Source organism: Streptomyces albidicamelliae (assembly GCF_025642175.1).
GTDB lineage: Bacteria > Actinomycetota > Actinomycetes > Streptomycetales > Streptomycetaceae > Streptomyces > Streptomyces albidocamelliae.
The window spans coordinates 6,418,378-6,432,032 of sequence record NZ_CP106795.1; the positions used below are offsets into that span (position 1 = coordinate 6,418,378).

Annotated in this window: 9 protein-coding genes and 1 pseudogene; 7 read left to right on the forward strand and 3 right to left on the reverse strand. The window is 73.8% G+C overall.

From position 1 onward, the window contains the following. The first annotated feature begins 337 nt into the window (after positions 1-337). Complete coding sequence (locus N8I86_RS29060) at positions 338-985, forward strand: ScbR family autoregulator-binding transcription factor (RefSeq protein WP_073897378.1); 648 nt, start codon at positions 338-340, stop codon at positions 983-985. 22 nt (positions 986-1,007) lie between these two features. Beyond that, the gene (locus N8I86_RS29065) at positions 1,008-2,222 is read left to right on the forward strand and encodes a damage-control phosphatase ARMT1 family protein (RefSeq protein WP_263279058.1); all 1,215 of its coding nucleotides are present in this window, start codon (positions 1,008-1,010) and stop codon (positions 2,220-2,222) included. Here the strand turns inward: N8I86_RS29065 and N8I86_RS29070 are convergent. Both N8I86_RS29070 and N8I86_RS29075 read right to left on the reverse strand, forming a co-directional pair. Next, complete coding sequence (locus N8I86_RS29070) at positions 2,167-3,447, reverse strand: cytochrome P450 (RefSeq protein WP_263279059.1); 1,281 nt, start codon at positions 3,445-3,447, stop codon at positions 2,167-2,169. The genes N8I86_RS29065 and N8I86_RS29070 overlap by 56 nt on opposite strands. Further along, positions 3,444-4,271, reverse strand: a complete 828-nt coding sequence (locus N8I86_RS29075) for an alpha/beta fold hydrolase (RefSeq protein WP_263279060.1) — start codon at positions 4,269-4,271, stop codon at positions 3,444-3,446. Before N8I86_RS29075 ends, N8I86_RS29070 begins: the two co-directional genes overlap by 4 nt. A 176-nt stretch (positions 4,272-4,447) precedes the next feature. Between N8I86_RS29075 and cyc2 the strand changes: the two genes are divergently transcribed. The 5 genes and pseudogenes from cyc2 (at position 4,448) to N8I86_RS29100 (ending at position 11,726) form a co-directional block, all read left to right on the forward strand. Further along, positions 4,448-6,610: a germacradienol/geosmin synthase Cyc2 gene (gene cyc2, locus N8I86_RS29080; RefSeq protein WP_263279061.1), complete on the forward strand. Its 2,163-nt coding sequence runs from the start codon at positions 4,448-4,450 to the stop codon at positions 6,608-6,610. Positions 6,611-6,791: 181 nt separating this feature from the next. Further along, entirely contained in the window at positions 6,792-8,666 is a 1,875-nt protein-coding gene (gene phsA / locus N8I86_RS29085; RefSeq protein ID WP_123440071.1) for an O-aminophenol oxidase PhsA, read from the forward strand. Positions 8,667-8,785: 119 nt separating this feature from the next. Next, positions 8,786-9,349, forward strand: a complete 564-nt coding sequence (locus N8I86_RS29090; protein WP_263279062.1) for a PDZ domain-containing protein — start codon at positions 8,786-8,788, stop codon at positions 9,347-9,349. A 263-nt stretch (positions 9,350-9,612) separates the two neighbouring features. Beyond that, positions 9,613-10,740 (forward strand): aminopeptidase P family protein, encoded by a 1,128-nt coding sequence (locus tag N8I86_RS29095; RefSeq protein WP_263279063.1) that lies wholly within the window; start codon positions 9,613-9,615, stop codon positions 10,738-10,740. 51 nt (positions 10,741-10,791) lie between these two features. After that, a pseudogene (locus tag N8I86_RS29100) lies at positions 10,792-11,726 on the forward strand (phosphotransferase). Positions 11,727-11,763: 37 nt separating this feature from the next. On the opposite strand, the gene treZ reads toward N8I86_RS29100, so the two are convergent. Then, complete coding sequence (gene treZ, locus N8I86_RS29105; protein WP_263279064.1) at positions 11,764-13,509, reverse strand: malto-oligosyltrehalose trehalohydrolase; 1,746 nt, start codon at positions 13,507-13,509, stop codon at positions 11,764-11,766. Positions 13,510-13,655 lie beyond the last annotated feature (146 nt).

Sequence of the window (13,655 nt, forward strand, 5' to 3'; positions counted from 1 at the left end):
GGGGGCGCGTGGAACCGGCCGGTTCCACTGCTTCGCGCCCCCCGTGCGACCCCGTTGAGGTGCCGGCCGTCCGCCTCGTATCGTGGCGATCATGGGTGCGGCACCCGTCGCCCCGCGGCTGCCGGGAACAGCCGCGCCACGAAGGGGGGAGCCGTTCTGGTCTCGTCCGCGCACGGGCCGCCGAGCGTCCCGACGACGGCCGGACGTACGGCTGACACGTGTCCTGCCGTGAGGCCTCCGCCCGGACTCCCGCCGCCCTCCCGTGAGTTATCGTATGCAACGGGTGAAAAACAAACCGCATGTCCCGTTCGTTGGAGTCGCGAGGAAGGGTCACACGATGGCGAGGCAGTTACGTGCTGAGCAGACCCGGGCAACGATCATCACGGCTGCCGCCGATCTGTTCGACCAGCACGGCTACGAGTCCACCAGTCTGAGTGACATCGTCGCGCACGCGAAGGTCACCAAGGGCGCGCTGTACTTCCACTTCGCCGCCAAGGAGGACCTGGCCCACGCCATCCTGGAACTCCAGGCCGACGCCGCCAGGCAACTCGTGAACGAGGTCGAGGGACGCGGCTACTCCTCGCTGGAGTCCTTGATGCGGACCACCTTCGGCATCGCCCGGCTCGCCGTGGAGGACCCCGTGCCCCGCGCCGGACTCCGCCTGGCCACCGCGGACATAGCGGTACGGCCCCCCATGCGCCACCCCTTCACCGAGTGGCTGGAGTTCGCCACCCGGAAGTTCACCGGAGCCGTCCGGGAGTCCGACGTGCACGGCGACCTGGACGTCGGCATGGTCGCCCACTCCCTCGTCTGCTTCTTCGTCGGCACCCGGGTCGCCGGCCGCTCGCTCGAACCGGTCGGACGGCTTCCGCGCCGGGTCGCCGAGATGTGGCACCTGATGATCCGGGGCCTGGTCCCGGTGCACCGCCGCCCCCGCTACGTCAGCCTCGCCACCCAGCTGGAGCGGGAGATCAGAACCGCCTGACGTGCGGGGTACGGTGACGGACATGGCCGACACCCCGTTCGCACCCGTGATCCTCGGCAACGAACCCGGCTCGTTCCCGCACAGCGTGCTGGCCGAGCGGCACCCCGCGATCATCAGCCAGGTGCGGGACGCCTTCCCCTACGGCCCCGGACAGCACCGGGCACTGGACGAGCTGCTGAAGAGCTGCACCGAGGGGACCGTCGAACCGCTGCCCGCCGACGCCCCGGACCGGGACCGCTGGCAGGAGTGGGACCTGGCCGACCACACCGGGCGGTCCTGGTACGACGTGCCGTGGCTGTGGTCCGAGAGCTGGTTCTACCGCCGGCTGCTCCAGGCCGTCGGATACTTCGGCCCGGGCGCCTGGCAGGGCGTCGACCCCTTCCGGCCGTTCAAGCGCGCCGAGCTCGACGCGCCGGAGACCGGTGAGGAACTGGCGGCCCTGGACGGCCTGCGGGACCTGCCGGAGGAGGACCGGGCCCGGGCGCTGCTGCACGGCTCGCTGTGGGGCAACCGCGCCGACCTGGGCTTCCGGCTCTCCGCCGCGGGCGCCGAGGCCCGCGAACCGGCCCCCGCGCTCGTCGCCGACGACAGCGAGACGCTGTGGTCGCTGCTGCCGCCCGGCGGGGCGGGCACCCTCGTCCTGGTCGCGGACAACGCGGGCCGCGAACTCGTCCCCGACCTGCTGCTGATCGCCCATCTCCTCACCGAGGGGCGCGCGGCCCGGGTGGTGCTGCACGTCAAGCCGTACCCGTACTACGTCTCCGACGCCACCACCGCCGACGTGGTCGACGCCCTGCGCCGGCTGCGCACCGCCCCGGGCGCGGCCGGCGAGTACGGCCGCGCCCTCTGGTCGGCCCTCGGCGACGGCCGGCTCGACGTCCGCGCCCACCCGTTCTCCTGCGCGCCGCTGCCCTACGAGCGGATGCCCGGCGACCTGCGGGCCGACTTCGCGGCGGCCACGCTGACCCTGCTCAAGGGCGACCTCAACTACCGGCGCCTGGTGGGCGACCGGCTGTGGCCGCCGACCACGCCGTTCGCGCGGGTGACCGAACACTTCCCCGGACCGGTCGGCGCGCTGCGCACCCTCAAGTCCGACGTGATCACCGGTCTTTCGGCGCGGACCGAGGACGCGCTGGTGGCGGCGGAGGGCCAACGGTGGCGTACCGACGGCACGCACGCCCTCATCCAGGTGTCCCCGGCCGGACGAGGTGCATCGGCAGCGACTTCACGCCGTTGATGAAGTGCGAGACCAGCCGCCCCGGAGGGCCGGCCGGACGTGGCCGTGACACGGCACGCACCGTCTCCTCGTAGAGCAACCGCAGTTGCAGCCGGGCGAAGTGCGCGCCGAGACAGACGTGCGGGCCGTCACCGAAGGAGACGTGCGGATTCGGGGAGCGGGTGAGGTCGAGCCGGTCCGGTCCGGCGAAGACCCGCTCGTCCCGGTTTGCCGAGGCGTGGAACACCACGACCTTGTCCCCGGCCCGGATCCGCCGCCCCGCCAGCTCGGTGTCCCGCGCGGCCGTCCGGCGGAACGTCAGCACCGGCGGATGCCAGCGCAGCAACTCCTCCACGGCCGCGGACGGTTCCGCCTTCCCGGCGCGCAGCAGCTCGTACGCCTCCGGGTGCCCGGCGAGGGCCGACAGCCCGCCGGGTGCGGCGCTGCGCACCGTGTCGTTGCCCGCGACGGTGAGCAGGAAGAAGAACATCTCCAGCTCGGCCGGGGCGAGCCGGCCGTCCTGGGCGAGGGTCGTCATGACGTCGTCGGCGGGATGCCGCCGCTTGTGCGCGGCCAGGTCCCGCGCGTACGCGAACATGTCCCCGAGCATTGCCGGTGAGCGCGGGTCGACGGGCCGGCCCGCCCCGTCCCGCACCGGTTCCCCCGCCTCGTCCGGGTCCTGGTAGCCGATGACCCGCTGAGTCCAGCGCAGCAGCAGCCGCCGGTCGCCCTCCGGGACGCCCAGCAGATCCGCCAGGTTCAGCAGCGCGTACTCGTCGGTGACCGTGGCCACGAGATCGGCCGTGCCGTCCCCCTGCCGGGCCCGCTCCAGCGCCCCCGCCAGCAGGGTGCGCGCCCGCTCCCGGGCCAGGTCCGCGAACCGCTCGACGCGTGCCGGCGTGAACGCCCGGCTCACCAGCCGCCGCAGCCGGTTGTGGTGCGGCGGGTCCTGGTTGAGCATCATCCGGCGGATGTACGGCAGGTCCGCCGGGTCGGGGTCGCGGATCTGGGTCGCGCCCAGGTGCGACGAGTACACCTGGGCGTCCTTCAGTACCCGGACGACGTCCGCGTGCCGGGTCACCGCCCAGAAGCCGGGTCCCGCCGGCCAGCCCAGCACCTCCGGCTCCTCCTGCCAGGCCACCGGATGGTGGTCGCGCAGCACCCGGTAGTCGTCGTACGGCACCCCGCGCGCGTACCGGCGCGGGTCGAAGACGTCCGGCACCGGCGGGGCCTCGGGCACGCTCACGCCGGCTCGCCCGCGGCGGCCCGGTCCCGGCCGGCGGCCCCGCCCGCGCCGTCGGCGCCGTCCGCGCGCAGGAAGTCCTCCACCACCCGGATCAGGTCCAGCGGCGCCTCGTCCATCGCGTAGTGGCCGGCGGTCGGCAGCGCGACCAGCTCGGCGCGCGGATACCAGGTCAGCCAGGTCTCCCGCAGCACCGCCGGTGACAGCGCCGGATCGAGCTCACCGGCCACGGCGAGCGCGGGCACCTCGCTGCCCTCGACGTCGGCACGGAAGTCGTCCCCGGCCCACGAGTCCAGCCAGGCCCGGAACGCCTTGGCGTCGCTGCGCTCCAGCGAGCGGGCGACCATCCGGTCCAGCCACGCCGCGGGACGGCGGCTCCCGGTGGTGAAGTCGATGATCGCGCGCCGGTTCTCCGCCTTGTGGCCTGCGTCCCGGAACAGCTCGCCCTGCTCGTCGGGCAGGGGCATGCCCGCGGCCGGCACGGGCGACACACCGGCGATCCGCCGAAGCCGGTGCGGGGCGACGGACAGCAGCCGCTGCGCCACCGCGCCGCCCATGGAGTGCCCGACCACCGAGAACCGCTCCCAGCCGAGCCGGTCGGCCAGCTCCACCAGGTCCGCGGCCGCCTCGGCGGTCGTGTACGAGCCGACGGCGTCCCGGGCCGCGCCGTAGCCGCGCAGGTCGACCAGCGCGTAGGTGAACGCGGTGCGGTCGAGGTCCGGCAGGACGGCGGCCCAGGCGGTCCGGTCGGCGAACCAGCCGTGCACGGCGAACACCTTGTGGGCGCCGTCGCCGTGCACCTCATGGGGCAGTACGAAGGAGGTCATGGGGCTACCGTGGCGCCCGCGCGGCCGGCCGGGCAAGGGGGCGTACGACGGTCGGCCCGCGCGGCGAACGCCCATGTCCGCCCCGGAGGTTCAGGGCTTCGCGGTCCTTTCACGCGATGGTGTGATCATGTCCGGCGTGGCGGATGGGCCCCGGTGGCCGCGGGTAGGGCCCGGCCATGACGCAGCCGTTCGAACTCCCGCACTTCTACATGCCGTATCCCGCGCGGCTCAATCCGCACCTCGATCAGGCCCGCGCCCACTCGACGGCGTGGGCGCGGGAGATGGGCATGCTGGAGGGCTCCGGGATCTGGGAGCAGGCCGACCTGGAGGCGCACGACTACGGACTGCTGTGCGCCTACACCCACCCCGACTGCGACGGTCCCGCCCTCTCGCTCATCACCGACTGGTACGTGTGGGTGTTCTTCTTCGACGACCACTTCCTGGACATGTTCAAGCGCACCCAGGACCGCGCCGCCGGGAAGGCCCACCTGGACCGCCTGCCCCTGTTCATGCCGCTCGACCCCGCGACGCCCGTACCCGAACCGGGGAATCCCGTCGAGGCCGGGCTGCGGGACCTGTGGGCGCGGACGGTGCCGGCGATGTCGGTGGACTGGCGCCGCCGGTTCTCCGTGGCCACCGAGCACCTGCTCAACGAGTCGATGTGGGAGCTGTCCAACATCAACGAGGGGCGGATCGCCAACCCCGTCGAGTACATCGAGATGCGCCGCAAGGTGGGTGGCGCCCCCTGGTCGGCGGGGCTGGTGGAGTACGCGACCGCCGAGGTGCCGGCGCGGGTCGCCGCCACCCGGCCGCTGCGGGTGCTGATGGAGACCTTCTCCGACGCCGTCCACCTGCGCAACGACCTGTTCTCCTACCAGCGCGAGGTGGAGGACGAGGGGGAGAACAGCAACGGTGTGCTCGTCCTGGAGAAGTTCTTCGGCTGCACCACCCAGGAGGCCGCCGAGACCGTCAACGACATCCTCACCTCACGGCTGCACCAGTTCGAGCACACCGCGCTGACCGAGGTCCCGGCCGTCGCCCTGGAGCAGGCCCTGAGGCCGGACGAGGCCGCCGCGGTCGCCGCCTACACCAAGGGACTCCAGGACTGGCAGTCCGGCGGCCACGAATGGCACCTGCGCTCCAGCCGCTACATGAACGAGGGCGCCCGCGCCGGCACGCCGTGGCGGATCCCGAGCGGTCCGGGGGCCTCCGCCGCCGATGTCGGCGCGCTCCTCGCCGGCGCCGCCCGGGAGCGGCTGCGCGCCCACTCCCACGTGCCCCACCAGAAGGTCGGCCCGTCCCTGATCCCCGAGTTCCACATGCCCTACGAGCTCGCGCTGAGCCCGCATCTGGACACCGCCCGGCGGCGTCTCGTCGACTGGTCGCACCGCACGGGCATCCTCCAGGAGGGCGTCTGGGACGAGGACAAGCTCGCCGCGTACGACCTCGCGCTGTGCTCCGCCGGACTGGACCCGGGCGCCACTCCCGAGGCCCTCGACCTCAGCGCCCAGTGGCTCGCCTGGGGGACGTACGGCGACGACTACTACCCCCTCGTGTACGGCCACCGCCGTGACCTCGCCACCGCCCGGCTGACCACGGCCCGGCTGTCGGACTGCATGCCGGTCGAGGGGGAGCGGGCCCTCGTCCCGGGCAACGCCATGGAGCGTGGGCTGATCGACCTCTGGAACCGCACCGCCGCCGGCATGACGCCCGACCAGCGGCGCGGCCTCAAGGCGGCCGTCGACTCCATGACCGAGAGCTGGGTGTGGGAGCTCTCCAACCAGTTGCAGAACCGCATCCCCGACCCGGTCGACTACCTGGAGATGCGGCGCGCCACGTTCGGCTCGGACCTCACCCTGAGCCTGTGCCGCATGGGCCGGGGCCCCGCCGTACCCCCGGAGGTGTACCGCAGCGGCCCGGTGCGCTCCCTGGAGAACGCCGCCGTCGACTACGCCTGCCTGCTGAACGACATCTTCTCGTACCAGAAGGAGATCGAGTACGACGGTGAGATCCACAACGCCGTCCTGGTCGTGCAGAACTTCTTCGGCGTGGACTACCCGACCGCGCTCGGCGTCGTCCACGACCTGACGACCCAGCGCATGCAGCAGTTCGAGCACGTGATCGCCCATGAACTGCCCGTGCTGTACGACGACTTCCGGCTGTCCGAGGAGGCCAGGGCCGCCATGGACGGCTATGTCCTCGACCTGCAGAACTGGCTCGCCGGCATCCTGAACTGGCACCGCCGCGTCGACCGCTACAAGGCCGAGTGGCTCGGCCGCCGGGCCCACGGCTTCCTGCCGGACCGCGCCCCCGGCACCCCGGCGCTGGCACCCGCCTGACCGCCTCCGTACGAGCCGTGGACCGGGACCGGTCCACGGCTCGTGGCACGTCCGGCGCCGGTCGCCGAATCTCCGCGTACGGAACCGGGCATTCAGGGAACTTCCGTGACGCCCACGGGGTCTTGCGCAACGAGAGGAACGACGGACCACCAAGCTTCGCGACACACGGGGGTGTTCGACCATGACCGAGACCATCGAGAAGCCGGCCGCGCGGACCACGGAGGAGAAGGCACCCGAACCCGGTGAACTCACGCCGTACGCGGCGCCGTTATCCGTGCCCACCGTCCTGCGTCCCGCCGCGGACGACGTCCTGCGCGAGACCGAGATCGCCCTGCGCCCCACCTGGGTGCGCCTGCACCCGCAGCTCCCGCCGACCCTGATGTGGGGCTACGACGGCCAGGTGCCCGGCCCGACCATCGAGGTGCGGCGCGGCCGGCGGATCCGCATCGCCTGGACCAACCGCATCCCCGAGGGCGGCGAGTACCCGGTCACCTCCGTCGAGGTGCCCGTCCGCGCGCCCGGCACCCCGCCGGCCACCACCGAGCCCGGCCGCGGGGGCGCCGAGCCGAACAAGGACGTGGCCGCGCTGCCCGCCTGGTCGGTGACCCATCTGCACGGCGCCCAGACGGGCGGCGGCAACGACGGCTGGGCGGACAACGCCGTCGGCCACGGCGACGCCCAGCTGTCGGAGTACCCCAACGACCACCAGGCGGTGCAGTGGTGGTACCACGACCACGCCATGAACATCACCCGGTGGAACGTGATGACCGGCCTGTACGGCACCTACCTCGTCCGTGACGACGAGGAGGACGCCCTGGGGCTGCCCTCCGGCGACCGGGAGATCCCGTTGCTCGTCGCCGACCGCAACCTCGACACCGACGAGGACGGCCGCCTCAACGGCCGGCTGCTGCACAAGACGGTGGTCGTCCAGCAGAGCAACCCGGAGACCGGCAAGCCGGTCTCGCTGCCCTTCACCGGTCCCTACACCACGGTCAACGGCCGTATCTGGCCGTACGCCGAGGTCGACGCGGCCTGGTACCGCTTTCGGCTGGTCAACGCCTCCAACGCGCGCATCTTCGAGTTCGTCCTGATCGACGAGGACGGCGAGCCGGTGCCGGAGACCGTGTACCAGATCGGCAGCGACGGCGGACTGCTGCCGCGCCCGGTGCCGGTCGACTTCGACACGGAGATGCCCACGCTGACCGCGGCCCCGGCCGAGCGTTTCGACCTGCTCGTCGACTTCCGCGCCCTGGCGGGCCGCACCCTCCGGCTCGTCAACAAGGGTCCCGGCCGGCCGCCGGGCGTGCCGGACCCGGCCGGTGACGTGCGCTACCCGGACGTGCTGGAGTTCCGGGTCCGCGAGACGTGCGAGGAGGACACCTTCGAACTGCCCGAGGTCCTCTCCGGCTCCTTCCGCCGGCTGACCCACGACATCCCGCACGGCCACCGCCTGGTCCTGCTCACCCCGCCCGCCACCAAGGGCGCCGGCGGCCATCCGGAGATGTGGGAGATGACCGAGGTCGCGGCCCCGGACGGCCTGAAGCTGCCGGCCGACGGCATCGTGCAGGTCACCGGAGCCGACGGGACCACGAAGACCTACCGGCGCACCGCGCGGACGTTCAACGACGGTCTGGGGTTCACCGTCGCCGAGGGCAGCCACGAGCAGTGGAGCTTCCTCAACCTCGCGCCCATCGTGCACCCCATGCACATCCACCTGGCCGACTTCCAGCTGATGGGACGGGACGCCTACGACGTCTCCGGCTTCGACCCCGCGGTCGGCGGCACCCGCACGCCCCTGCGGTACGACACCGGCCGGACGATCCCGCTCGCGCCCAACGAGCGCGGTCACAAGGACGTGTTCCGGGTGCCGGGCAACCAGCTGCTGCGGGTCATGGGCCGCTTCGACGGGGCGTACGGCCGGTTCATGTACCACTGCCACCTGCTGGAGCACGAGGACATGGGCATGATGAGGCCGTTCGTCGTGATGCCGCCGGAGGCCCTGAAGTTCGACCACGGAGGGGCGCACGGCGGCCACGGCGAGGGCCACACCGGCTGAGCGGGCCGGTGCCTCGTCGGCCATGACTACCCTGCGCGACCCTCCGGCCAGTCTCACTCGTTCGTGTCTCGTCGCGGCGCGGTGCCCCGGGTAGAGCACCAGCCGGAGGCGAGCGAACCATGGAACAGACTGTGTTGCGGCCCAAGCCGATGCCCGGCCAGGACCGCCGGGGCGGGGACACCCCCGCCCCGGCCCGTCGCCCGCACGCCGCCCGGCGGCGCGGGCGGCGGCTGCGGACCCTGCTGCTCGGCCTGGCCGCGGGGATCCTGCTGCTGCTCGCCGGTGCCGGACTCGGCACCGTCGGCGCCACGGTCATCGGCATGAGCAGACTGGCCGAGCTGCAGCGCCAGGCCCCGTCGGCGGCCCCCTCGGGCCGGGCCGTCCCCACGGCCGCCCCGGCCCCCGTCACGGCCGACTCCGGGGCGACCCTCGGGGTGGAGGCCGTCGACGCGGAGAAGGCGGGCGCGCTGGTGGTGGGCGTCCACGTGCCCGGCCCCGGTTTCACCGCCGGCCTGGTCCGCGGGGACGTCCTGCTCCAGTTCGGCGGTGCCCGCGTCGACACCGCCGCCGACCTCGCCCGGGCCGTCGCCCGCGCCACGCCCGGGAAGACCGTCGTCCTCACCGTGCGTCACAGCAGCGGCGGCTACCAGCAGTTGACGGCGACGCCGGGAGTGGTGACCTGAGGGGACACGCGGACCACCCGGGCCGGCCGGGGCGCGCCACCCGCGCCCCAGTGAAACCCGCTGGTGGCCTCCCGGCCCGCGCGCCATGATGGCCCCATGCCGAGCCCCCTCTCCGCGCGCCCCGGGCGACCCGCCGCCCCGGCGCCCGCGCGGTCACCGGGCCGGCCGGCCCCCGGCGACCGGCTCGCGCCGCCCCGCCCGGCCGGGCAGGATGCTGCCCGAGACGCCGTCGCCCGTTTCCCCACCCGCGCCCGGAGGCCCGGATGACCGGTAGTACGCCCGCGCCCTTCACCGCCGCCGAGTACGGCGCCCGCATGGAGCGTGCCGCACGCTCGGCGGCCGACGCCGGCCTCGCCGGGCTCCTCGTGGCGCCGGGGCCGGACATGGTGTGGCTGACCGGCTACACACCCACCGCCGTCACCGAACGGCTCACCGTCCTGGTCCTCGCCCCCGGCCGCGAGCCCGTCCTCGTCGTGCCCACCCTGGAGGCCCCGGACGTCGAGAGCGCGGTCGGAGCCGAGGCGCTGACCCTGCGCGACTGGACCGACGGCAAGGACCCCTACGCGGTCACCGCGGCCCTCCTCGACGACGGCGGCCGGTTCGGCATCAGCGACAACACCTGGTCCCTGCACCTGCTGGGCCTCCAACGGACCCTGCCCGGCACCTCCTACGCCGCCCTCACCGACGCCCTGCCCATGCTCCGCGCGGTGAAAGATGCCGCCGAGGTGGACCTCCTCGCGGCCGCGGGCGCGGCCGCCGACGCCGCCTTCGAGGAGATCCGGAAGGTCCCCTTCGCCGGGCGCTGCGAGTCCGAGGTCGGCCACGACCTCGCCGGCCTGCTGCGCCGCTTCGGCCACTCCCAGGTCGACTTCACCATCGTCGGCTCCGGCCCCAACGGCGCCAACCCGCACCACGAGGTCGGCGACCGCGTCATCCGCGAGGGCGACATGGTCGTCCTCGACTTCGGCGGGCTGAAGGACGGCTACGGCTCCGACACCACCCGCACGGTCCACGTCGGCGAGCCCACCGAGGAGGAGCGCCGGGTCCACGACGTCGTGCGCGCCGCCCAGGAGGCCGGCTTCCGCGCCGTACGGCCGGGCGCGGCCTGCCAGGACGTCGACCGCGCCGCCCGCGCGGTGATCACCGACGCCGGCTACGGCGAGTACTTCATCCACCGCACCGGGCACGGCATCGGCGTCACCACGCACGAGCCGCCGTACATGATCGAGGGCGAGGAGCAGCCGCTCGTGCCCGGCATGTGCTTCTCCGTGGAGCCCGGCATCTACCTGCCGGGCAGGTTCGGCGTGCGCATCGAGGACATCGTCACGGTCACCGAGGACGGCGGCCGCCGCCTCAACGACACCACTCGTGAGATGGTCATAGTGGACTGAGCGGCCCCGAGGACATCCCCAGTCGACACCGGAACGGCACACGCGCGACCCATGACCCAGGCACCGACACCCACCGCGGACACCGTCCGCAGACTGGTCCGCTCGCTGCTCGACGAGGGCACCGGCGGCACCGGCGGACCCGACGTGCGGCCCGTCCGGGAAGGCCACGCGCACACCTGGTGGGTCGGCACCCGCCACGTGCTGCGCCTCGCCCCCGACCGCGAGGCCTCCGCCCGCCGCCGTCGCGAACTGCGGCTGCGCGACCTGGTGCGCCCGCACGTGCCCGTCGCCGTGCCCACCAGCGTCGCGCACGGCGACTGGGCGCCCGGCCTCGCCTACACCCTCGACACCCTGGTGCCCGGCGGCACGGCCGACGAGCACGACGTCTCCGCCGTCGGCGAGGCCGACCTCGCCGGGCTGCTCACCGGGCTGCGCGCGGTGCCCCAGCGCCAGGCCGAGACCGCCGGCGTCCCCCGCACCGCCCCGCGGTCGCTGGAGGCGCTGCGCCGCATGGCCGTCCACGCGGCCGAACGGCTCGCCGCCGCCGACGAGTTCGACGCCTCCCGGATGCACCAGCTCACCCCGCCGGGGGCGGCCCAGCTCGCCGCGCAGCCCGGCACCGCCGTCCTCACCCACCACGGACTGACCGGCGAACACGTGGTGGTCAGCGCCGACGGACGGGTGCGCGGCGTCCTGGACTGGACCGAGGCGGCGTTCGGCGACCCCGCCGAGGACATCGCCGGGCTCGCCGTCGCCGTCGGCTCCCCGGCGCCGTCCGCGCCGCCACCCTGGCCGGCTACGGCCCCCGCCCCTGCCTGCGCGGCCTCTGGCTGGCCCGCTGCGACACCGTCATGCGCCTCACCGGCCACCTCGAAGGCCGCACGGGCGGCGACGGAACACTGCTGCGCGCCCGTCTGAGCCGGGTCTGGGAGCCGATCCTGCTGGAGCGGGTGACGGAGTTCAAGGACGACGAGACCGAGCCCTAGGGACGTCCTCCAGGGCCCTGAGCGGCCCCGGGGCGGCTCAGGGCTGGGTCAGCACCACGCAGGACTCCCCGGGCACCTGGAGCAGCCCGTCCGGGCCGGGCGCCTCGACCGGCTCCCACGCGGCCAGCACCTCCGTCCGGCCGGTGCCGAGCGGGATCGCCGCCGCCTCCTTGCCCAGGTTCACCGCCACCCGTACGTCCCCGCGCCGGAAGGCCAGCCAGCGGGCCTCGTCGTCGTACGCCACCTTGGTGTCGGCGAGATCGGGGTCGGTGAGGTCGGGCTGCTCGTGGCGCAGCGCGATCAGCCGCCGGTACCAGGCCAGCACGCGCGCGTGGGGCTCGCGCTCCGGCTCCGACCAGTCCAGGCAGGACCGCTCCCGGGTCGCCGGGTCCTGCGGGTCCGGTACGTCCTCCTCGGCCCACCCGTGCTCCGCGAACTCCCGGCGCCTGCCCCGCCGTACCGCCTCGGCCAGCTCGGGGTCGGTGTGGTCGGTGAAGAACTGCCACGGCGTGCCCGCGGCCCACTCCTCACCCATGAACAGCATCGGGGTGAACGGCGCCGTCAGCGTGAGGGCCGCCGCGCACGCCAGCAGACCGGGGGAGAGGACGGCGGCGAGCCGGTCGCCCTGGGCGCGGTTGCCGACCTGGTCGTGCGTCTGGCTGTAGCCGAGCAGCCGGTGCCCGGCCACGCGCGCGCGGTCCAGTGGACGGCCGTGCCGCCGGCCCCGGAAGCTGGAGTACGTGCCGTCGTGGAAGTAGCCGCCGGTGAGCGTCTTCGCCAGCGCGGCGAACGGAGCGCGGGCGAAGTCGGCGTAGTAGCCCTGCGACTCACCGGTCAGCGTGGTGCGCAGCGCGTGGTGGAAGTCGTCGTTCCACTGCGCGTGCAGGCCGAGGCCGTTCTCCGCGCGCGGGGTGATGAGCCGCGGGTCGTTCAGATCCGACTCGGCGATCAGGAACAGCGGGCGTCCCACCTCCTCGGCGAGCCCGTCCACGGCGGCCGACAGCTCCTCCAGGAAGTGGCACGCGCGCGTGTCGTACAGCGCGTGCACCGCGTCCAGGCGCAGACCGTCGACGCGGTAGTCCCGCAACCACGCCAGCGCGCTCTCCAGCAGGAACGCCCGGACCTCGTCCGAGCCGGGGGCGTCCAGGTTCACGGCCGAGCCCCACGGCGTGTGGTGGGTGTCCGTGAAGTACGGGCCGAACGACGGCAGGTGGTTGCCGGAGGGGCCCAGATGGTTGTGCACGACGTCCAGGACGACGCCCAGGCCGAGTTCGTGCGCCCGGTCGACGAACCGTTTCAGTGCCTCCGGGCCGCCGTACGGCTCGTGCACCGCCCACAGCGACACCCCCTCGTACCCCCAGCCGTGCCGGCCGGGGAACGGGCACAGCGGCATCAACTCCACATGCGTGACACCCAGTTCCACCAGATGCTCCAGCCGGGCCGCGGCCGCGTCCAGGGTGCCCTCGCGCGTGTACGTACCCACGTGCAGCTCGTACAGCACCGCGCCGGGCAGCCCGCGCCCGGCCCACCGCGACCGCCAGGTGTACCCGCCGTGGTCCACCACCGCGCTCAGGCCGTCCGGGCCGTCCGGCTGACGGCGCGAGCGCGGATCGGGCAGCACCGGCCCGTCGTCCAGCGCGAACCCGTACCGGGCGCCGTCCACCGCCTCCGCCTCACCCGTCCACCAGCCCGCGCGCTCGGGATCGCGCGCCAACGCGCGCGTGCCGCCCTCGCACTGGAGCGTCACTCGGTCTGCCTGCGGTGCCCACACCTCGAACTGCACGGACGGTTCCCCTTCGTCTGCTCACCGTGATGTCCCGCGACTCCATCGTGCCGCCCGGGCGATCGATCCGCTTCGCAATCGGTCCTTTCCCGGCCGGTGTCGCGGAAGTACCCGCGTTTCGGCACCGGTTCCGCGTTTTCTGGACA

Coding starts and splice junctions, on each gene's coding strand:
- N8I86_RS29060 (WP_073897378.1), top strand. CDS start 338: ATGGCGAGGCAGTTACGTGCTGAGCAGACCCGGGCAACGATCATCACG.
- N8I86_RS29065 (WP_263279058.1), top strand. CDS start 1,008: ATGGCCGACACCCCGTTCGCACCCGTGATCCTCGGCAACGAACCCGGC.
- N8I86_RS29075 (WP_263279060.1), bottom strand. CDS start 4,271: ATGACCTCCTTCGTACTGCCCCATGAGGTGCACGGCGACGGCGCCCAC.
- cyc2 (WP_263279061.1), top strand. CDS start 4,448: ATGACGCAGCCGTTCGAACTCCCGCACTTCTACATGCCGTATCCCGCG.
- phsA (WP_123440071.1), top strand. CDS start 6,792: ATGACCGAGACCATCGAGAAGCCGGCCGCGCGGACCACGGAGGAGAAG.
- N8I86_RS29090 (WP_263279062.1), top strand. CDS start 8,786: ATGGAACAGACTGTGTTGCGGCCCAAGCCGATGCCCGGCCAGGACCGC.
- N8I86_RS29095 (WP_263279063.1), top strand. CDS start 9,613: ATGACCGGTAGTACGCCCGCGCCCTTCACCGCCGCCGAGTACGGCGCC.